The organism is Micromonospora sp. NPDC023966 (assembly GCF_040639095.1).
Classification (GTDB): domain Bacteria; phylum Actinomycetota; class Actinomycetes; order Mycobacteriales; family Micromonosporaceae; genus Micromonospora.
This window is the reverse complement of the sequence record NZ_JBEZZJ010000013.1, coordinates 41,761-61,898: the sequence shown is the minus strand read 5'-3', so window position 1 is coordinate 61,898 and position 20,138 is coordinate 41,761. Positions and strand designations below refer to the sequence as shown.

Sequence of the window (20,138 nt, the reverse complement as noted above, 5' to 3'; positions counted from 1 at the left end):
TCAGGGGCGTTCGCGGTTGCGCTCGACGCTGTCCGGGCCGAGGATCACGGCCCGGACCTCGTCCTCCACCGCGGCCGTGCACACGAAGATCAGCTCGTCGCCGGCCTCGATCGGGTCGTCCGGGCTCGGCACCAGCACCCGCTTGCCGCGCAGGATCGCCACCAGGGCGGCGTCCCGGGGGATCGGCACCGCGTGGATCGGCTGCCCGACGTAGGGCGCGGTGGGCGGCAGGGTGATCTCGACCAGGTTCGCCTCGCCCTGCCGGAACGTCATCAGCCGGACCAGGTCGCCAACCGTGACCGCCTCCTCGACCAGCGCGGCCATCACCCGCGGCTTGCTCACCGCGACGTCGACGCCCCACTGCTCGGTGAAGAGCCACTCGTTCTCCGCCCGGTTGACCCGGGCCACCACGCGGGGCACCGCGAACTCGGTCTTGGCCAGCAGCGACACCACCAGGTTGACCTTGTCGTCGCCGGTAGCGGCCACGACCACCTCGCAGCCGGCCACGTTGGCCTCCTCCAGGCTGGCCAGCTCGCAGGCGTCGGCGAGCACCCAGTCGGCGGCCGGCACCCGGTCGGGGCGGAGCATCTTGGGCTGCCGCTCGATCAGCATCACCTGGTGGCCGTTGTCGATCAGCTCCTGGGCGATCGACCGCCCCACGTTGCCCGCGCCGGCGATGGCGATGCGCATGCTCACTGCCCCCCTTCGGGCGGCGCCGCCGCCACCGAGGTGACCGCGGCGGTGATGTCGTCGGTCACCAACATGAAGACCTGGTCGCCCTCCTGCACCACGGTGGAGGCGGTGGGCAGCGTGCCGATCCCGAACCGGATCAGGTAGGCCACCCGGGCGCCGGTGGACTCCTCCAGTTGCCGCAGCGACCGGCCGATCCAGTCCTTGTGCACCGGCACCTCGATGATCGAGACGGTGCTGGTCGGGTCACGGAAGATCTCCACGTTGCCCTCGGGGACCAGGTGGCGCAGCATCCGGTCGGCGGTCCACCGGACGGTGGCCACGGTGGGAATGCCGAGGCGCTCGTAGACCTGGGCGCGGCGCTGGTCGTAGATCCGGGCGGCCACCCGGGACACGCCGAAGGTCTCCCGGGCCAGCCGGGCCGAGATGATGTTGGAGTTGTCGCCGCTGGAGACCGCGGCGAAGGCGTCGGCGCGCTCGATGCCGGCCTGCCGCAGCACCTCGCCGTCGAAGCCGGCGCCGGTGACCGTGATGCCGGCGAAGTCCGGCCCGAGACGGCGGAACGCGTCCGCGTCCTGGTCGATCACCGCCACCGAGTGCCCCCGGGACTCCAGGCTGTGGGCCAGGGTCGACCCGACCCGGCCGCAGCCCATGATCACGACATGCACGGTGTCCGCTCCTCCTCCGGTGCCGCCCGCTGGCTCGTCGTCTGCGAGCCTGCCACGTCCCCGCCGCCAGCGGGCGACCGAACGGTACCCCGCGGGCGTGCGCGAGACGATCAGCCACCCCCACCGCCCGGCGCGGGGTGGTCGTACTCTTGGCGGTTGTGGCCCGACCCACCTCGCTGCTGAAGCGACTCCTCGTCGGTCGACCGTTCCGGTCCGACCGTCTCCAGCACACCCTCCTGCCGAAGCGCATCGCGCTGCCGGTCTTCGCCTCCGACGCTCTCTCCAGCGTCGCCTACGCCCCCGACGAGATCCTCCTGACGCTCTCCATCGCGGGCGCGTCGGCCTTCGTCTTCTCCCCGTGGATCGCGCTCGCGGTCGTCGTGGTGATGCTCACCGTGGTGGCCAGCTACCGGCAGAACGTGCACGCCTACCCCTCGGGCGGCGGCGACTACGAGGTGGCCACGGTCAACCTCGGACCGCGGGCCGGGCTCGCGGTGGCCAGCGCCCTGCTGGTCGACTACGTGCTCACCGTGGCGGTGTCGGTCTCCTCCGGCGTGGCGAACCTCGGCTCGGTGGTGCCGTTCGTGGCCACCCACAAGGTCCTCATCGCGGTCAGCGCGGTGGTGCTGCTCACCGCCATGAACCTGCGCGGCCTGCGCGAGTCGGGCACCGCGTTCGCCGTCCCCACCTACGGCTTCGTGATCGTCATCGGCGGCATGCTGCTGACCGGCCTGGTCCGGATCTTCATCCTCGGCCACGACCTGCGGGCGCCCAGCGCCGGGCTGGAGATCCACGCCGAGCACAGCGTGACCGGCTTCGCGTTGATCTTCCTGCTGCTGCGCACCTTCTCCTCGGGCTGCGCCGCGCTCACCGGCGTCGAGGCGATCTCCAACGGCGTGCCGGCGTTCAAGACCCCGAAGTCGAAGAACGCGGCCACCACCCTGCTGCTGCTCGGCACCATCGCGGTCAGCATGCTGGTCGGCATCATCTGGCTGGCCAAGCTGACCCGCCTACAGTTCGTCGAGGACCCGGCGCAGATCGTCTCCGGGCCGGACGGCTACGTGCAGAAGACCGTCACCACCCAGCTCGGCCAGACCGTGTTCGGCGACGGTTCGGTGCTGCTCTACGTGGTCGCCGGGATGACCGCGCTGATCCTGTTCCTGGCCGCGAACACCGCCTTCAACGGCTTCCCGGTGCTCGGCTCGATCCTGGCCCAGGACCGCTATCTGCCCCGCCAGCTGCACACCCGGGGCGACCGGCTGGCCTTCTCCAACGGCATCGTCTTCCTGGCCGTCTTCGCGGTGGTGCTGATCATCGGCTTCCAGGCCGAGGTGACCCGGCTCATCCAGCTCTACATCGTCGGGGTGTTCGTCTCGTTCACCCTGTCCCAGGCCGGCATGATCCGGCACTGGAACCGGCACCTGCGCACCGAGCGGGACCCGGAGGCACGCGCCCGGATGATCCGCTCCCGGGCGATCAACGCGTTCGGCATGGTGCTGACCGGGGTGGTGCTGGTCATCGTGCTGGTCACCAAGTTCCTGCTCGGCGCCTGGATCGCGATCGCCGCGATGGCGGTGATCTACCTGCTCATGCTGGCCATCCGCCGGCACTACGACCGGATCGCCGCCGAGCTGGAGCCGACCGAGCAGCGGGCCGTGCTGCCCGCCCGCAACCACGCCATCGTGCTGGTCAGCAAGCTGCACCAGCCCACGCTGCGGGCCATCGCGTACGCCCGGGCCACCCGGCCGGACACGCTCACCGCGGTGACGGTGAACGTGGACGACAAGGACACCCGGGACCTCCAGGCCGAGTGGGAGCGGCGCGAGCTGCCGGTGCCGCTGACCGTGATCGACTCCCCGTACCGGGAGATCACCCGGCCGATCCTCAACTTCGTCGCCTCGACCCGCCGGGAGTCGCCCCGCGACGTGGTCACCGTCTTCATCCCGGAGTACGTGGTGGGCCGCTGGTGGGAGAACCTCCTGCACAACCAGAGCGCGTTGCGGCTCAAGGGGCGGCTGCTCTTCGAGCCGGGCGTGATGGTCACCAGCGTGCCCTGGCAGCTCGCCTCGACGGCCAGCAAGAACCTGGACCGGCTGGACGCCACGCTCACCCGTGGCCCGGCGCGCGGCCCCCGGGTGGTGCCGCGCAGCACCCTGCCGCCCAGCGTCCCGCCGGTGGTCTCCGCGCCGCCCGGCGAGAGCGGTTCGGGGGAGCGCCCGTGACCGCGCCCGCCCGTACCGGGCTGGAGGAGGCCGAGCGGGTCGAGCTGACCGTGGACGCGGTCGCCCCGGGCGGGCACTGCGTGGCCCGGGTCGACGGCCAGGTGGTCTTCGTCCGGCACGCGCTGCCCGGCGAGCGGGTGGTGGCCGAGGTGACCGAGCTGCACCGGGGCTTCGCCCGGGCCGACGCCGTGGAGATCCTGACCGCGTCGCCGGACCGGGTCGAGCAGCCCTGCCCGTACGCGAAGCCCGGCCGGTGCGGGGGCTGCGACCTCCAGCACGTCACCCCGGCCGCCCAGCTCGACTGGAAGGCCACCGTGGTGCGCGAGCAGCTCACCCGGCTGGGCGGGCTCACCGACGACCAGATCGACGCGCTCGGCGTCCGGGTCGAGCCGCTGCCCGGCGGGCCGCTGGGCTGGCGCTCCCGGGTCCGCTACGCGGTCGACGCCGCCGGCCGGGCCGGCCTGCTCAAGCACCGCTCGCACGAGGTGGTGCCGATCGACCGCTGCCTGATCGCCCACCCGGCCATCCAGGACCTGCCGGTGCTGGCGCCCAACGGGGCCCGCTGGGCGGACGCCGACGCGGTCGAGACGGTCGCCTCCACCGGCGGCGACGTCAGCGTGGTGGCCTTCGCCGAGGGGGTCCCCACCCCGGTGAGCGGCTCGGCCGAGGTCCGCGAGGTGGCCGCCGGCCGGGACTGGACGTTGCCCGCGTCCGGCTTCTGGCAGGTGCACCCGGCCGCGGCGGACACCCTGGTCGGGGCGGTCCTCGACCTGCTCGACCCGCGCCCTGGCGAGACCGCCTGGGACCTCTACGGCGGCGCCGGGCTGTTCGCCGCGGCCCTCGCCGGCCGGGTCGGCGACGCCCGGGTCACCCTGGTCGAGTCCAGCCAGGACGGGGTGGACGCGGCCCGGGCCAACCTGGCCGACCTGCCCCGGGTCGAGGTGGTCGCCGCCCGGGTGGAGACCGCGCTGGCCCGCCGCCGGGTCACCGGCCCGGTCGACCTGGTGGTGCTCGACCCGCCGCGCTCCGGCGCGGGCGCCCCGGTGGTGCGGGACATCGTCGCCGCCGGCCCGCGCGCCGTCGCGTACGTGGCCTGCGACCCGGCCGCCTTCGCCCGCGACGTGCGCACCTTCACCGGGGCCGGGTGGCGGCTCGCCGCGCTGCGCGGCTTCGACCTGTTTCCGATGACCCAGCATGTCGAGCTGGTCGGGCTGTTCCTGCCACCGGAAGAGTGACTAGCCTGGCCCGATGAAGATCGTCGGGCTGATGTCGGGCACCTCCTACGACGGGGTGGACGTGGTGGCGGCCGAGTTCACCCGGGAGGGCGAGACGCTGCGGCTGCGTCCGCTCGGGCACCGCAGCCTCGACTACCCGGACGACCTGCGGGCCGAGATCGGCGCGCTGCTGCCGCCGGCGGCCACCACCATCGAGGCGGTCTGCCGGCTGGACAACCGCCTCGGCGAGGTCTTCGCCGAGGCGGCGGCGCTCGGCGTCGAGCTGGCCGGGGGTGTGGCCGACGCGGTGGTCTCGCCCGGGCAGACCGTCTTCCACTGGGTCGAGGCGGGCCGGGTGCGGGGCACCCTCCAGCTCGGCGCGCCGGCCCGGGTGGCCGCCCGGGTGGGCGTACCCGTGTTGCACGACCTGCGTTCGGCGGACGTGGCGGCCGGCGGCCAGGGCGCGCCGCTGGTCCCGGCCTTCGACGCGCTGCTGCTCGACGCGGCCGGCGGGCCGCGGACGGCGATCGGCTCGGGCGGCACAGCGCCGCGTGCGGCGCTCAATTTGGGTGGCATCGCGAACCTCACCCTGGTCGCCCCCGGGGCGCCGGTCCTCGGGTACGACGTGGGCCCGGCGAACGCCCTGCTGGACGCCGCGGCCCGGCGCTTCCTGGACCGCCCGTGCGACCTGGACGGGGCCCGGGCGGCGGCCGGCCGGGTGCACCAGGGGCTGCTGGCGCTGCTGCTCGCGGAGCCCTACTACGCCGCAGCCCCGCCCAAGTCCACCGGCAAGGAGCTGTTCCACGGCGGCTACCTGGACGACCGGCTGGCCGCCCTGGGCGAGCCGGTGGCTTCCGACGACGTGCTCGCCACGCTCACCGAGCTGACCGCCCGAACCGTCGCCGACGCCTGTGACCGGCACGGGGTGACCGAGGTCATCGCCGCCGGCGGGGGCGTGCGCAACCCCACCCTGCGGGCCCGGCTCGCCGCGCTCGGGGAGGGGCGCTGGCGGCTGCGCACCACCGACGAGCTGGGGGTGCCGGCGCAGGCCAAGGAGGCGTACGCGTTCGCCCTGCTGGGCTGGCTCTCCTGGCACGGGCTGCCCGGAGCCATCCCCTCGGTCACCGGGGCGTCCCGGGCGGCCGTGCTGGGCTCCTGGACCCCGTCCGGCCCGCCATTCACCGCGACGCAGGCCGATCCGCCGCGCCGGCTGGTCGTCACCCCCTGATCGGGGGTCTGACCTGCGAAGATCCACGGCCGGGCTGCGGGCTGTCGGGTGGCCGATAGACTCTTCGGTCATGAGCGTTGAAGAGGGCACGGCCAACCACGGTCGGCTGCTGGGCACCGTCCGCGGCCCGCAGGACGTGAAGCGGATGACGGCCGAGCAGCTGGACATCCTCGCCGCCGAGATCCGGGACTTCCTGATCGCCAAGGTCTCCCGCACCGGTGGGCACGTTGGCCCCAACCTGGGTGTGGTCGAGATCACCCTGGCCATGCACCGGGTCTTCGACTCGCCGCGCGACCGCCTCCTGTTCGACACCGGCCACCAGGCCTACGTACACAAGATCGTCACCGGCCGGCAGGAGGGCTTCGACAAGCTCCGCCAGCGCGGTGGCCTCTCCGGCTACCCGAGCCAGGCGGAGAGCGAGCACGACCTCATTGAGAACTCGCACGCCTCCACCGCCCTCTCCTACGCCGACGGCCTCGCCAAGGCGTACGCGCTGCGCGGCGAGAAGCGCAGCGTGGTGGCCGTGGTCGGCGACGGCGCGCTCACCGGCGGCATGTGCTGGGAGGCGCTGAACAACATCGCCACCGCGGGCAACCCGCTGGTGATCGTGGTCAACGACAACGGCCGGTCCTACTCGCCGACCATCGGCGGCCTCGCCGACCACCTGTCGTCGCTGCGGCTCAACCCGAGCTACGAGAAGGTGCTCGACACCGTCAAGGACGCCCTCGGCTCCACCCCGCTGGTCGGCAAGCCGATGTACGAGGTGCTGCACGCGGTCAAGAAGGGCATCAAGGACGCCGTCGCCCCGCAGGCCATGTTCGAGGACCTCGGCATCAAGTACGTCGGCCCGGTCGACGGCCACGACGTCGCCGCGGTCGAGTCGGCGCTGCGCGCCGCCAAGAACTTCGGCGGCCCGGTGATAGTGCACGCGGTCACCCGCAAGGGCTACGGCTACCGCCCGGCCGAGGAGGACGAGGCGGACTGCCTGCACGGCCCCGGCGCGTTCGACGCCGAGACCGGCAAGCTGCTCGCCGTCCCCTCGGTGAAGTGGACCAACGTCTTCGCCGACGAGCTGGTCGCCATCGCCGACGACCGCCCCGACGTGGTCGGCATCACCGCCGCCATGGCCGAGCCCACCGGCATCGCCACCCTGGCCCGCAAGTACCCCAACCGGGTGTACGACGTGGGCATCGCCGAGCAGCACGCCGCCACCTCGGCCGCCGGCCTGGCCCTGGGCGGCCTGCACCCCGTGGTCGCCGTCTACGCCACCTTCCTCAACCGGGCCTTCGACCAGGTCCTGCTGGACGTGGCCATGCACAAGCTGCCGGTCACCTTCGTGCTGGACCGGGCCGGCATCACCGGCCCCGACGGGCCCAGTCACTACGGCATCTGGGACATGTCGGTCTTCGGCGTGGTGCCCGGCCTGCGGATCGCCGCGCCCCGCGACTCGGCCACCCTCCGCGAGGAGCTGCGCGAGGCGATCGCCGTGGACGACGGCCCGACCATCCTGCGCTTCCCGACCGGCACCGTCGCCGCCGACCTGCCGGCCGTGCGCCGGGTCGGCCCGGTCGACGTGCTGGCCGAGTCGGCGCGTACCGACGTGCTGCTCGTCGCGGTCGGCTCCTTCGCCGGCCTCGGCATGGAGGTCGCGACCCGGGTCGCCGAGCAGGGGTACGGGGTGACCGTGGTCGACCCGCGGTGGGTGCGGCCCGTGCCGGCCGAGCTGGTCGAGCTGGCGGCCGGGCACCGGCTCGTGGTCACCGTCGAGGACGGCGTCCGGGTCGGGGGCGTGGGTTCCGCCCTTGCTCAGGCGATGCGGGACGCTGATGTCCGGGTGCCGGTGAAGGACCTGGGGGTGCCGGCGGACTGGCACCCGCACGGGACTCGGGCGCAGATCCTGGCCGACCTCGGGCTGACTGCGCAGGACGTGGCTCGGGACGTCACCGGGTGGATCTCGGGGCTGGACGCGCAGTCCGTCGAGCCGGCGGCCGACGAGGCCACCGCGAAGAACTGATCTCAGCTACGCCAACGGGCGGCCCTGCTGTATGCAGGGCCGCCCGTTCGGCGTCTCATGCCCTGCTCGCTTGCGACAGCCCGCGGTTCCCGCTTCAAGCCCGGTCATGCTCGTCGAATATGACCAAGGCGTGAATCGATGTGAGTCGGCGCTGTGAGCATGGCCATGCGAACCGGGGCTGTGGTGGGAACTTGCCTTACCTATCGTGATCATCAGGTGACAAGGGTCGCCAATGAAGGGGAGGCATTCCGCTTATGAAAGCCGTGCAGCAGCGTCGAAGCCTGCGATCGCTGTTCGGGGTCACGGTGGTGGCACTGGCGATGACGGGCTCAGCCGCCACAGGCGCGGCTGCCGCACCTGCAGATTCCGAAGTGGAGACGCTGCATTGGGCCTCCATCGAGGAGTATTCGTCGGCGGCAGGAATATCGGAAGAGGAAGTTGTCTCCATGCCCGACATGAAGCTTCCGGACAAGTTCCGGGTGCGAGCTGACGACGGGTCCGTCTCCGACGTGCTGTCGAGCGAGGAGTTCGGCGGCGACCACACAGCCGGATCGCTGCCGGACCTGGACCCGGGTGGCGGCAACGACGGAAAGTGGTGGAGCGTCGTCTGGGGTGGTCGGGACTGGAACGCCACCTACGTCCCGCTGCGCCTGGGCAACGCTGATCTCGGTTACCGGCACTACAACGTCAGGCACAATCTCACCTCCATCGACCCCTTCAAGGCCGCCTTGAAGGCGCACGGCCCAAATGCGCAGAGCAACTACACGGCTCTCCTGGTGGACAGCAACCTCGGCGTCCGGGAGACAGTGGTCTTCGGCGTCCAGATGGCTACTCGCACGTCGGACGGTCGTTACGTCAGCCCGGACGGTGCGTACATCGGAGTGATCACCGGTTACTGTAAAGGCAAGAGCAAATGCCCGAACGCGGTCAATCGCGTCAGAGTCAGCTGAGGACGGCGTGGTGAGGAACCTGGAGGACGTGGACCATGCACACCGGCTTCTCCTCGGTGCTGTGCTGCCGCTGCTGCTACCTCCTCTAGGTTCCGCCTCTGTTCCCCGACCCCGGCTCCGAGGAGTCGTCCGAGTTGACGAGAAACGATCCCGAGTCGCTCTCACCGACGACCTGGCAATGGGGTCCGGTGTGGCTTTCGAGGTGTCGCACGAGGCCCTGCACCACGACGGCGGAAATCCATTCGAGGTCGACAGGGTTCTCGCCCATCTGCGATCTATTTCCATCGACGACATCGACCGGCTGAAGCGGGACGTGGCCCTACCGCGGGATGTCCACGGCAACCGGCTGGTCACGCTTGCCGCCGAAGGGCTCGCGGCGCCCTCGATCCGAATCGCATCCGAGCAGGAGCTGTTGACGGTTTTCCAGCTCATGCAGCGCGGCCCGATTCTCCCCTCGGTCAAAGACGTCTTCTGGTTCACCGGCTTCATGCTCCGGGCCGATGAAAGCTGTCGAATCTACGTCAGCTTGGCCGACAGCGGCACCTCGTACGGACTGGACGTCCCACTACAGCGCGCCGGCGGCCGTTCCATCGCCGGGATGGCCGCGAGCTTCGAGCTTGAACTGACGATGAAGCTAGGTAACGACGGCGAGCTGTACGAGCCCATCACCGATCGCAACGACGAGTACTGCGCGGTCGCCTACGATCTCGAAAGCTGGCTGAATCCTCCGCAGAGCTGAACGACACGCCGCGACCCACCTGACAAACGAGCGCCCCGAAAATCCGCCTCCACCGCCTCGTCTAGACAGGCCTGGAGGAGATCTTGGAAGCAAACGGCCCCTATAGGGGCCATTTGGCACCAAGATCGCCAGCGGGTGAAGGAAGCCGCAACCCACGTACGGACCGGCACCAGCGCGGGGTTCGGGGCAGTCGGGCCCGCGCAGGGATCAAGCCTGACCGCCCGGGACGGGTCGGGCTGCCCCGAACCCCACCACCCGCAAGGAAAAGCGGACTCAGCGCCCGCCCACGGACCGGTACCAGGTCTTCTCCGTACCAGCCAGGCTGAACGTCTGCTTCCGATCCGGCTGCGCCACCACCACAAGGCCGGGCCGGTCCACCAGCCGCGTCGTCCCAGGCGGCGCGGCGAACGACGCATCCCGCGTCCGCCAGCTCAGCACGGCAAGCGGCTGCCCCGGCACCGGCAGGTAATACGCCTGCAAAGTCGTGGACCGGTCGGCAGGAGAGACCACCGGCGCCCCACCGCCAGCCGGCCGGTAGACCACGGCAGTCATCGTCCCGGTGGCGCTCTCCCAGGTGAGCTGCTCCAACTCACCCGGCTCGCCACCACCAAGAGCCACCGACCCCAGCGACCGCACCGCGATCTTCGCCATCGGCCACGACTCCGGCGCCGACCGAGGAGCCGCACGGTCCCCGATCCGCCGCGGCACGCTCCCGAACGGCCCCCGCTCCCCGCCGAGCACGCACGTGTCCAGCCCGGTCAGCGCCCGCTTCCCCGAGCCCGTCTCGTCGCGCACCAAGGGATAACGAGGCGCCAGAGTCGCCGTACCCAGGTCGAGGACGCGGTCCGCGGCCCGGCCGCGCGGCAGCGAGCGGGTGGCCCGCAGCGTCGCGGTCACCGCCACGGCCTGGCAGGCGGGCACGGCGACCGGCTCGGTGATGCCGTCGACCGCGGGGAGCGCCTTGCCGTCGGGGCCGAGCAGCCGCTCGACGCGGGCGGAGGTGAGGTAGCGGCGGCCGGTGGGCTGCTGGACCGGCAGCACGTCGGAGTAAACCAGGTAGCCGGGGTCGGTGTACTCGGTGGCGTGGGCCACCCGCCAGCGTTCCCCGTCCCCGTCCCCGTCGAGTTGCAGCAGCCAGGAGGCGGCCTCACCGGGCACGTCGGCGGCGACCAGGGCGAGCGGTGACCCGGCGACCTCGCCGGAAAAGAGGATGCCGGAGGAGGAGAGGTGGGCCCGGTCGTCGATCGGTGAGCGCCAGTCGCGCACGGCGGCGGTGATGCCGGCGGTCGCGGCGGCGTCGCGGGCCAGGTTGCCCCGCGCCGGCCAGACCTTCAGGGTGCCGTCCAGACTGTCGTAGCCGACCGGCAGCGTCGCCGGCTGCCGCTCGGCGACCGGTCCGCAGCCGGCCAGCAGCAGCGCCAGCAGCGCGGTGGCCGTCGTGCCGCGTCGGCGGACTGAAACCACCCTGTACGCCCCCTGAATCCCGTCTTCACCGGTCGTGTCCGGAAGCCCACATGGTACGAGACGTCCGGTCACCCGGCCGCGCCCGCCTCACCCTTTCGGATGATGACCACAGAGGACGGTGGGACGTGCGACTCGTACGCCAATTTCCGGCTCCGGTAGACTCCGCCGACTGTGACGCCTGCCGAGCCCCGTGGCGCCTCGACGCCGGACGCCGATGCCTCAGGCGGACCGCTCTCCGTCATGGTGGACGAACCCCCGGTCACCACGGGCGACCCGGAGAGCGCCGCGCCGGCCGCCCGGCGGCGGTGGCGGTGGACGCCGCGCCGGCAGCACCTTGCCGTGTACGGGGTGTTCCTGCTCGCCGCGCTCTGGGTGACCAGCGGGATCTGGGCCGATCCGGCCGGCCGGGTGGCCGCGCTCTACAGCAGCGACCCGGCGCAGGTGCAGTTCTTCCTGGCCCACTCGGTGCGGGTCGTGCTGCACGGCGAGTACCCGTTCTACACCGACCAGTTCAACTATCCGGACGGGGTCAACCTGATGGCGAACACCGCCATCCTGGCCCTCGGCATCCCGATGGTGCCGGTGACCCTCCTGTTCGGACCGGCGGTCTCCTTCGTCACCCTGGTCACGCTCGGTCTCGCCGGCACGGCCGCCGCCTGGTACCGGGTGCTCTCCCGACACCTGGTGCGCAACCGGCTGGCCGCCGCCGTGGGCGGCTGGTTCTGCGGGTTCTCACCGGCCATGCTGTCGCACGCCAACTGGCATCCGAACATCATCAGCCAGTTCCTGCTGCCGTTCATCGTCTGGCGGGTGCTGGTGCTGACCCGATCCGCCCGGCCGGTCCGCGACGGCGCGCTGCTCGCCCTGCTGGTCGCCGTGCAGGCGTTCGTCAACGAGGAGATCCTGCTCTTCACGGCGCTGGCCTGCGGGGTGTTCCTGTTCGCCGTGGTGGTGCAGCAGCGCGAGCGGTGGGCCACCGCCTGGCGACCGCTCGGCGTCGGGCTGGCGGTCTGCGCGGTGCTCGCCGGGGCGCTGCTGGCGTACCCGCTCTGGGTGCAGTTCGCCGGGCCGATGGCCTACCACGGGCTCAGCGACACGGTCCGCGACTACGGCAACGACATCGCCGCGTTCTTCACCCCCGGCTCGACCACCCTCGGCGGCAACGAGCGGGCCAACGTCAACCTCGCCCCGAACTACTCCGAGGAGAACGCCTTCTTCGGCTGGAGCCTGTCGCTCCTCGCGGTCGGCATCGTGGTGTGGCTGCGCCGGGAGGTCGTCGTCCGGGCGCTGGCGGCGACCGGGCTGTTCTTCGCCGTGCTCTCCCTCGGCGAGCGGGTCTCCTGGTGGGACCGGGACCTGGTCACCGGCCCGTGGGAGCTGCTGGTCAAGCTGCCGCTGCTGGACGCCGTGGTGCCGACCCGGTTCGGCCTGATCACCACCGTGGTCCTCGGGGTGCTGCTGGCCCTGGCCGTCGAGCGGGCGGCGGCGTGGCGGGTCGTGGAGCGGCGCACCGTGCGTACCCTGACCGCCGCCGGCCTGGTGTTCGCGCTGCTGCCCATCGCGCCGATGCCGTTGCGGGTCACCACCCGCCCGGCGGTGCCGAAGTTCATCACCGCCGACCGGTGGCGGCAGTACGTCGGGCCGGACCAGACGCTGGTGTCCGTGCCTGTGCCGGCCATGGGCAACACCGACCCGATGCGCTGGGCGGCCAGCACCGACCTGGCCTTCAAGATCCCCGGTGGCTACTTCCTCGCCCCCCGCAACGGGGTCACCGGCGACCCGGGCCGCTTCGGTGGCCGGCCCAGCGGCATCGGCGAGCTGCTCGCCGAGGTCGAGGCCACCGGGCGTACGCCGAAACTCGACGACCGACAGCGCCGCCGCTTCCTCGACGAGCTGCGACACTGGCGGGCCGCGATCGTGGTGCTGCCGCTGAACGAGCAGAACGCCGAGCCGCTGCGCCGGAGCGTGGAGCAGCTGGTCGGGCCCGCCCGGCAGGAGCTGGACGTGTGGTTGTGGGACGTCCGGACACTGACCAGCCAGTCGGCCTGACCGGCCCGGACCGCCCCGAGCCCGCGCCGCGGCGCCGGTGGCGGCCGCGCCCGGTCGACGCGCTCGTGGTCGCCGGCTATCTGGGCCTGGCCGTGCTGCTCACCGCCGGGCAGTGGCGCCGGCCGGACCGGCTGTTCCACCAGGCCGGCGACCAGATGCTCTTCGAGTGGATGCTGGCCCGGGCCGCCCGGGCGGTGACCGGCGGGCAGAACCCGCTGCACAGCACCGCGCTGAACGTGCCGGACGGGGTCAACCTGATGGCCAACACCTCGGTGCTCGGGCTGGGCGTGCCGCTCACCCCGGTCACCGCGCTGTTCGGCTCCCAGGTGGCCTTCCTCGTCGCCGTGGTGCTCTGCCTCGCGGGCACCGCCACCGCCTGGTACGCGCTGCTCGCCCGCCGGCTGGTCCGGTCCCGGGCCGCCGCGGCGGTGGGCGGACTGTTCTGCGGCTTCGCCCCCGGCCTGGTGTCGCAGGCCGGGGCGCACCTGCACATGGCCGCTCAGTTCCTGGTCCCGGTGATCCTCGGGCTGGTGTTCCGGCCGGCCACCGACCGGGTCCGCCGGGACGGGGTGCTGCTCGGGCTGGCCGTCACCTACCAGGTCTTCCTCGGCGAGGAGGTGCTGGTCTTCCTGGCCCTCGCGGCCGGGGTGTTCGCCGGGGCGTACGCGCTTGCGGACCGGGCCGGGGCGCGCCGGTTGGCGCCCGTGGTGGCGCGCCGGCTCGGTATCGGCGCGCTGGTCGCCGGGGTGCTGCTGGCGTACCCGCTCTGGGTCCAGTTCCACGGCCCCGGCCACTACAGCGGGATGCCGTTCTACGCCCGGGGCTACCGGCTGGACCTGGCCTCGTACGCCGGCGCCGCCCGGCAGACCGTCGCCGGGGACGGCTATCACGCCGGGCTGCTCTCCCCGAACGCCACCGAGGAGAACTCGTTCTTCGGGCCGTTCCTGCCCCCGCTGGCGGTGCTGGTGGTGGTCCGGCTGTGGCGACGGCCCCTGGTCCGGGCCCTGGCCGCCTGCGGGCTGCTCTTCGCGCTGCTCTCCCTCGGCACCACCGTGGTGGTGAACCGGCACGACACCGGGCTGCCCGGGCCGTACCGGCTGCTCGCCGGGGTGCCGCTGCTCGACCTGGTGGTGCCGGCCCGGTTCGCGCTGGTCTGCGTACCGGTGCTCGGGGTGCTGCTGGCCCTGGCTCTGGACCGGGTCCGGCACCGCGCGGTCCGCACCTGGGCGCCGTGGGCCGGAGCGGTCGCCGCCGCGCTGCTGCCGCTCACCCCGACGCCGATCCGCACCGTGCCGGCCATGCCGGTGCCGGCCTTCGTGACCGACGGCGGCTGGCGGGCGTACGTGCCGCCCGGGCGGACGCTGGTGCCGGTTCCGCCGGTCACCGGGTCCGGGGTCAGCCCGGCCACCTTCTGGTCGGCGCGGACCGGGCTGGCCTTCGACGCGCCGGGCGGCTACTTCATCGGCCCCCGCTCCGCCAGCGACCCGAGCGCGCACTGGGGCGCGCCCGACCGGCCCACCTCACTGCTGCTGCGCCGGGCCGCCGAGACCGGCCAGGTGCCACCGATCGGGGACGCGGAACGCCGCCAGGCCGTCGCGGACCTGCGGCACTGGCGGGCGGCGGTGCTGGTGCAGGCCGACTCGACCCCGGGCGACCCGGTCCGTGCCACCGTGGACGCCCTGGTCGGCCCCGGCCGCGACGTCCCCGGCGCCCACCTCTGGGACGTCCGCCCCCTGACCGGCTGACCTGCTCCCTCGCCGCGGACGGTTGACAGGGCCGCCCTCCTCGGTAGAGGGCCGGCGTCGGTCGACCCTCCGCGACACGACGGGCGCTCTCGGTGGCCGGGTTGTCATGGTCGAAAGCACGCCACGACCGGAGCCGGCGGTCGCGGGCGGCCCGGGTCGTCACGGGTTGGAGGACGCTACGAACTTGATGGCGTAGGCGATTCACGCCGGGGGCCGGTTCGACCATACTGGCCCGTCATGGACCTGGATGAGTATCAGCGTGGCGCCCTCCGTACCGCCGCTCCGCGTGACAAGAGGAACGAGCTGCTCCACCTGGTGCTCGGGCTGGTCGGTGAGTCGGGGGAGATCGCCGAGAAGTTCAAGAAGTGGGTCCGCGACCTCGACAGCGAGGAGTCGCGGATCGACCGGGCCGACATCGCCAAGGAACTCGGTGACGTGCTCTGGTACGTGGCGGTGCTCGCCGACTACCTCGACCTGTCGCTGGACGACATCGCGACGGCCAACCTGGCCAAGCTCGCCAGCCGCCAGGGCCGTGGCGTGCTGGGTGGCAGCGGCGACAACCGCTGAGCCGGTAGGCGCAATGGAGTCACCCCGCCTCCGGTCGCCGCGGTACCCGACAGGACCCGGCGGCGCGGGCCCGGAGAGTTGGTCAGACGCGGTCGCGGACGTCCCAGACCCACACGTCGTCGACGCGCTGCGGCGGGCCCAGCAACTGGGTCATCAACTCACGGAGCACGCCCTCGCGGGGGTTCGCGCCGAGCACCACCACCGACGCCTTCCAGAAGCGCAGGTCGTCGAGGGCCTGGCGGCGGTTCTCGTCGGTGAGCGGCGGCACCCTGTCCGCGTCCATGGTGGAGTAGATCAGCGTGCTGGTGGGCCGGTTCGGCGCGCCGAAGACCCCCTCGCCCACCTCGTTCGGGCCGATGAAGTAGCCGCCGGGGATGGGGAACTCCTGCCGGGTCAGCGCGCTCCAGCGCAGCGTGGGCAGGCCGTGCACGTTGCTCGGGATCGGCACCGGCACCAGGGTCCGGCCGTCCGGCACGTAGGGCCGCCAGCCGCCGGCGGTGATGAAGTGCGGCGGCGGGTCGATCCGCTGGGCCGGCAGCGGGCGGGGGAGCAGCGGGAGCAGCGCGGCCACGATGGCGGCGTACCCGACGAGGCGCAGCCAGCGGCGGCGCGGCGGGGCCGGATCGGACGATCCGGTGCGCTGGGCGGGTACCGGCGGGCGGCCGCGCCCCGACAGGGCGTCCCAGGCCAGCGCGAGCAGCACGCCGACCGCGGCGACCACCACCAGGCTCAGCCGGGTCGGCATCATCATCTCGACCAGCGGCAGGTCGTCCGGCACGTACGCCCAGGGGCCGTCGACGGCGGTCTCCACCCCGTCGAAGCGCACCTTCGGGCCGATCGCGGCGACCGAGAAGAGCACCACCAGCACCGCCACGATCCGGGCGGGCAATGAGCGGCGCACCAGCAGCACCAGGGCGACCAGCGCGACCAGCACCAGCGGCCAGCCGAACCAGGTGTTCTGCTCGGTCAGCCCGATGGTTTTCTCCACCGCCTCGTCCCCGGCAACGGTGTCCCGGGCGAAGGTCACGAAGGCCATCAGGTCCTCGCCCCAGTCGTGGAAGACCCCGCCCTGCAGACCCCGGTAGGACTGCGGCCCGTTGAACTGGAACCAGATCGGGTAGGCGGTCAGCAGCAGGGCCAGCCCGCCGCCCACCCCGACGGCGGCGAGGAAGGCGCCGGCCCGCTCGCGCGCCGCCCGCGGCCGCTGCACCACGTACGCCGCCACGACGACCAGGCAGGCCAGCGCGGTGAGCAGCAGCATCTCCTCGTTGATGAAGATCTGGTACGCCACCAGCAGGCCCAGCGCGATCCCGTTGCACCGCCAGCGGCCCGGCTCGCCGAGCCGCAGCACCCGGGCCACGATCAGCGGGAGCAGGAAGTTCGAGACGAAGTTCGGCTGCCCGTTGGCGTGGTGCACGATGCCCGGGGCGAAGCCGAGGAAGGCGCCGCCCACGAAGGCCGCCCCGCGCGAGCGGACCAGGTGCCGGGACAGCACCCAGTAGGAGGTGGCCGCGGTCGCCGACAGGGCCGCGCCGAGGTAGAGCGCGTACATCACCTGCGGGCCGAGCAGCAGGGTGAGCGGCGCCAGCGGCAGGGTGACCCCGAGCAGCGAGGTGTTCGCCATCATGTTCACCCCGTCCGGCGCGTTCTGCCGGGCGGTGAAGAGCGGGTTCTCCAGGTGACGCAACGAGTACGCGCCGTGTGCGAAGAGCCACTCGAACCAGCTGTGGTCGGTCGGCAGGTGCGAGGAGACCCGGTGTTGCACATCGCCCCAATAGTTGAGGCAGACGAGAACGCCGAGCACCGCATAGGCTCCGATGGCCAGCACGTCGGCGCGGGCCGGCCGGCGGCGGGGCCGGCGTGGCGGAGCCGCCACGACGGGCTCGGCCTCGACGCGCGAGGAGTTCAGCGAAGGGTCGACCACCGGCACAGCCACGACGGGCCATCGTACAGGCGGCACGTCTCGTACCGGTCTCGGCCGGGACCGCCGGGGCGGCGGCGCGGGGAGGGGGTCGTCGTGACCGTCATCGATCTGGGTGAGGTGCGCGACGACGCCGTGCCGGAGCCCTCGACCCGGCGTCCGCGGGCCGCCGGCCGTCCGTTCCGGACCGTCGCGGTGCTGCTGGTGGCGTTGGTCACGCTGGCCGCCGCGGCTCCGCCGCCGCGTGCCGCCGCGCGCACCCTGGTGGGCGGCCCCGCGGCCACCGCCTTCGTCTCCGGCGACCGGGTGTACGTGGTGCAGCCGCTCGACCCGCAGCACGCCGACGGCCGCCGCCGACTCGTCGCGTACCGGGTGGCCGGGGGTCCACCCCGGACACTCTGGCGGACCGCGCTGCCCGGGGCGGGCGTCGCCGCCTCGGTGTGGGAGCAGGACGGCACCGTGCTCCTGGTCGGGCGGACCGCCGGCGACTCGGGGTGGGAGTCGATGGGCTTCGACGCGCACACCGGCCGGGTGAGCTGGCGCCAGCCCGGGGTGGGCTTCCCGGCCGGCGAGGCGCTTCTGATGCAGGTCCCCGAGGTGGCGGACCGGCAGCCGATCCGCCGGGTGGCGGTGCGCGACGGCCGGACCCTGTGGTCGGTCCCGGGCACACCGGACAACCTCGAACTCAGCTTCGGCCCGGCCGGCGTGGACCGGCTGGTCTACCTGCCGGCCGCAGGCGAGACCGCCGTCTACGACGCCGTCACCGGCGCCCGGCTGGTCGCCCGCGACCTGCGCCCCGGCGACCTGCCCACCCGGCAGCGGACCCTGCTCGCCGCCGGGATGCTGTTGGTGATCGGGGACGCCGGTGGCACCGTCACGGGTTACGACCTCGACACCCTCCAGCGCCGCTGGACGGCCGATCTCCCGCTGGTCGGCTTCGCGGAGCGGTGCGGCAGCCTGCTCTGCGCCACCGGGCAGACCGGCGGGATGTGGGCGCTCGACCCCGCCACCGGCGCCGTGCGGTGGACCGACGACCGGTGGACGGGGACGCTGTTGGCCGCCGGCGGCCGGCTCCTGGTCGCCGTGGGCATGACCACGGGCACCGGAACCGCCCTGGCGGTGGTCGAGGAGGCCACCGGCCGGCTGGTGGCCGACCTCGGCGAGTGGGACGTGATCCCGCAGGACGAGTTCGACGGCCGGCTGTTCGGCGTCCGGCGGGTGAGCAACAGCCGCCTGCTCCTCGCCGAGCTGGACCCGGCCGGCGGCCGCGCCGAGGTCCGCCAGGTGATGATCGGCGCCGTCGGCGACTGCCGGATGGGCGCGAAGCTGCTCGTCTGCCGCCGCACCGACGGCGACTTCGGGCTGTGGCGGCTGTCGTGAGCCCGGTCATCGAGCTGGGGGAGATGCGGCACGGCGAGGAGGCCGACGAGCCGGAGACCTCGCCGGTCCGGCCGCCGGGCCGGGTGGCCCGGGCGGTGGCCGCCTGTTGCCTCGCCCTGCTGACCCTGGCGGGCGCCGCCGGGCCGGCCCGGCAGCCGGTGGGGATCCGGGTGCCCGCCCCGCAGGGCGCCATCTTCCTGGTCCTGGCGGGCCGGCTCATGGTGGCCGACGGTCCGGGCACGATCGGCCGGGGCGGCCGGGTGGTCACCGGGCACCGGCTGCCCGGCGGGGAGCCGCTCTGGCGGTTCACCCTGCCGGTCGGCGACCACCTGCTCGGGCTGGGCACGGTGGCCGGCGGGCTGCTGGTGACGAGCAGCCCGGCCGGGGCCGGCGACACGGTCTCGACCCTGCTCGACCCGGCCACCGGCGCGGTGCGCTGGCGGCAGTCGGGCTACCCGGTGTCGACCCGGTCCGGCGGGGTGCTGTTCGAGACCCCACGCGCGGCCGGGACCGGCACCGTGCTGGCCGTCGACCCGGTCTCGGGCGCGGTGCGCTGGTCGTTGCCGCTGCCCGGCAACGGGGTGGGGTACCGGGAGGACGATCGGGGGGTGACCCAGATCGTGCTGATCACCCCGGACGGCCGGGTGGAGGTGCACGACGCCGACTCCGGCGCCCTGGTGCACGCCGGCCGGGTGCCGCCGGCCGCGGACCGGGTCTCCTACCGGTTCACCCAGGTGCTGGCCGACCTGCTGCTGGTCGACGGCGCGCCGGGCACGGTCACCGCGTACGGGCTGGACCGGCTAGACCGGCGCTGGGACGTACCGGTGGAGCCCCGCGCCGGGGTCTGGTTCGTCGAGTGCGCCGGGATGGTGTGCATCCGCGACCAGGTCGGCGGGGTACGGGCTCTCGACCCGGCCACCGGGCGGCCGAGCTGGGTGGACGACCAGTGGATCGGGATGGCGCCGGTCGGCGACCGGCTACTCGGCGCCGAGCCCGGCGTCGGGCTGGAGCTGGAGCTGTCGGTGCTCGACCCGGCCACCGGGCGCGCCCTCGCCCGGCTCGGCCGGTGGCGTACCACCGGCATCGTGAGGGACCCGACCCGGCTGCTCGGGCTGCGCCGCATGCCCGGCGACCGGACGCTGGTCGGCGCGCTGGATGTCGCGGCCGGGGAGGTCCGGATCCGGGCGGTGCTTCCGGGCTCTTGGGACGAGTGCGCCGACTCGGGCACGGCACTGGTCTGCCTGCGCCCGTCGGGCGGGCTGACGATCTGGCCGGTGGGCCGGTGAG

At 73.2% G+C, this 20,138-nt stretch carries 15 protein-coding genes; 11 read left to right on the top strand and 4 right to left on the bottom strand.

From position 1 onward, the window contains the following. Complete coding sequence (locus AB0F68_RS18590) at positions 1–690, bottom strand: TrkA family potassium uptake protein (RefSeq protein ID WP_154225344.1); 690 nt, start codon at positions 688–690, stop codon at positions 1–3. 2 nt (positions 691–692) lie between these two features. Beyond that, on the bottom strand, positions 693–1,358 hold the full coding sequence (locus tag AB0F68_RS18585) for a TrkA family potassium uptake protein (protein WP_357339550.1): 666 nt from the start codon (positions 1,356–1,358) through the stop codon (positions 693–695). Positions 1,359–1,516: 158 nt separating this feature from the next. On the opposite strand from AB0F68_RS18585, the gene AB0F68_RS18580 reads away from it, so the two are divergent. The 6 genes from AB0F68_RS18580 to AB0F68_RS18555 all read left to right on the top strand — a co-directional run bounded on the left by AB0F68_RS18580 (position 1,517) and on the right by AB0F68_RS18555 (position 9,725). Then, positions 1,517–3,580: an APC family permease gene (locus AB0F68_RS18580; RefSeq protein ID WP_357339548.1), complete on the top strand. Its 2,064-nt coding sequence runs from the start codon at positions 1,517–1,519 to the stop codon at positions 3,578–3,580. Further along, entirely contained in the window at positions 3,577–4,815 is a 1,239-nt protein-coding gene (locus AB0F68_RS18575; protein ID WP_357339546.1) for a TRAM domain-containing protein, read from the top strand. The genes AB0F68_RS18580 and AB0F68_RS18575 overlap by 4 nt, the downstream gene beginning before the upstream one ends. A gap of 13 nt (positions 4,816–4,828) precedes the next feature. Continuing rightward, entirely contained in the window at positions 4,829–6,022 is a 1,194-nt protein-coding gene (locus tag AB0F68_RS18570; protein WP_357339543.1) for an anhydro-N-acetylmuramic acid kinase, read from the top strand. 70 nt (positions 6,023–6,092) lie between these two features. Beyond that, a complete protein-coding gene (dxs, locus tag AB0F68_RS18565) occupies positions 6,093–8,036 on the top strand; it encodes a 1-deoxy-D-xylulose-5-phosphate synthase (RefSeq protein ID WP_357339541.1) in 1,944 nt (647 codons plus the stop codon). A 254-nt stretch (positions 8,037–8,290) separates the two neighbouring features. Beyond that, positions 8,291–8,986: a hypothetical protein gene (locus AB0F68_RS18560; RefSeq protein ID WP_357339538.1), complete on the top strand. Its 696-nt coding sequence runs from the start codon at positions 8,291–8,293 to the stop codon at positions 8,984–8,986. A gap of 190 nt (positions 8,987–9,176) precedes the next feature. Then, entirely contained in the window at positions 9,177–9,725 is a 549-nt protein-coding gene (locus tag AB0F68_RS18555; protein ID WP_357339535.1) for a hypothetical protein, read from the top strand. A gap of 273 nt (positions 9,726–9,998) precedes the next feature. On the opposite strand, the gene AB0F68_RS18550 is transcribed toward AB0F68_RS18555, so the two are convergent. Continuing rightward, entirely contained in the window at positions 9,999–11,189 is a 1,191-nt protein-coding gene (locus AB0F68_RS18550; RefSeq protein WP_357339533.1) for a hypothetical protein, read from the bottom strand. 240 nt (positions 11,190–11,429) lie between these two features. Between AB0F68_RS18550 and AB0F68_RS18545 the strand changes: the two genes are divergently transcribed. The 3 genes from AB0F68_RS18545 to AB0F68_RS18535 all read left to right on the top strand — a co-directional run bounded on the left by AB0F68_RS18545 (position 11,430) and on the right by AB0F68_RS18535 (position 15,550). Further along, entirely contained in the window at positions 11,430–13,238 is a 1,809-nt protein-coding gene (locus AB0F68_RS18545) for a hypothetical protein (RefSeq protein ID WP_357339531.1), read from the top strand. Further along, positions 13,196–14,983: a hypothetical protein gene (locus AB0F68_RS18540; protein ID WP_357339529.1), complete on the top strand. Its 1,788-nt coding sequence runs from the start codon at positions 13,196–13,198 to the stop codon at positions 14,981–14,983. Before AB0F68_RS18545 ends, AB0F68_RS18540 begins: the two co-directional genes overlap by 43 nt. 237 nt (positions 14,984–15,220) lie before the next feature. After that, complete coding sequence (locus tag AB0F68_RS18535) at positions 15,221–15,550, top strand: nucleoside triphosphate pyrophosphohydrolase family protein (protein ID WP_357339527.1); 330 nt, start codon at positions 15,221–15,223, stop codon at positions 15,548–15,550. Positions 15,551–15,632: 82 nt separating this feature from the next. On the opposite strand, the gene AB0F68_RS18530 is transcribed toward AB0F68_RS18535, so the two are convergent. Further along, the gene (locus tag AB0F68_RS18530) at positions 15,633–17,426 is read right to left on the bottom strand and encodes a hypothetical protein (protein ID WP_357339826.1); all 1,794 of its coding nucleotides are present in this window, start codon (positions 17,424–17,426) and stop codon (positions 15,633–15,635) included. Between the two features lie 141 nt (positions 17,427–17,567). On the opposite strand from AB0F68_RS18530, the gene AB0F68_RS18525 reads away from it, so the two are divergent. Together AB0F68_RS18525 and AB0F68_RS18520 are read left to right on the top strand one after the other, a co-directional pair. Beyond that, complete coding sequence (locus tag AB0F68_RS18525; RefSeq protein WP_357339520.1) at positions 17,568–18,851, top strand: PQQ-binding-like beta-propeller repeat protein; 1,284 nt, start codon at positions 17,568–17,570, stop codon at positions 18,849–18,851. Then, positions 18,848–20,137 carry a PQQ-binding-like beta-propeller repeat protein gene (locus AB0F68_RS18520; protein ID WP_357339517.1) on the top strand — a complete coding sequence of 430 codons (1,290 nt, stop codon included), beginning with the start codon at positions 18,848–18,850 and terminating at the stop codon, positions 20,135–20,137. Before AB0F68_RS18525 ends, AB0F68_RS18520 begins: the two co-directional genes overlap by 4 nt. Position 20,138 lies beyond the last annotated feature (1 nt).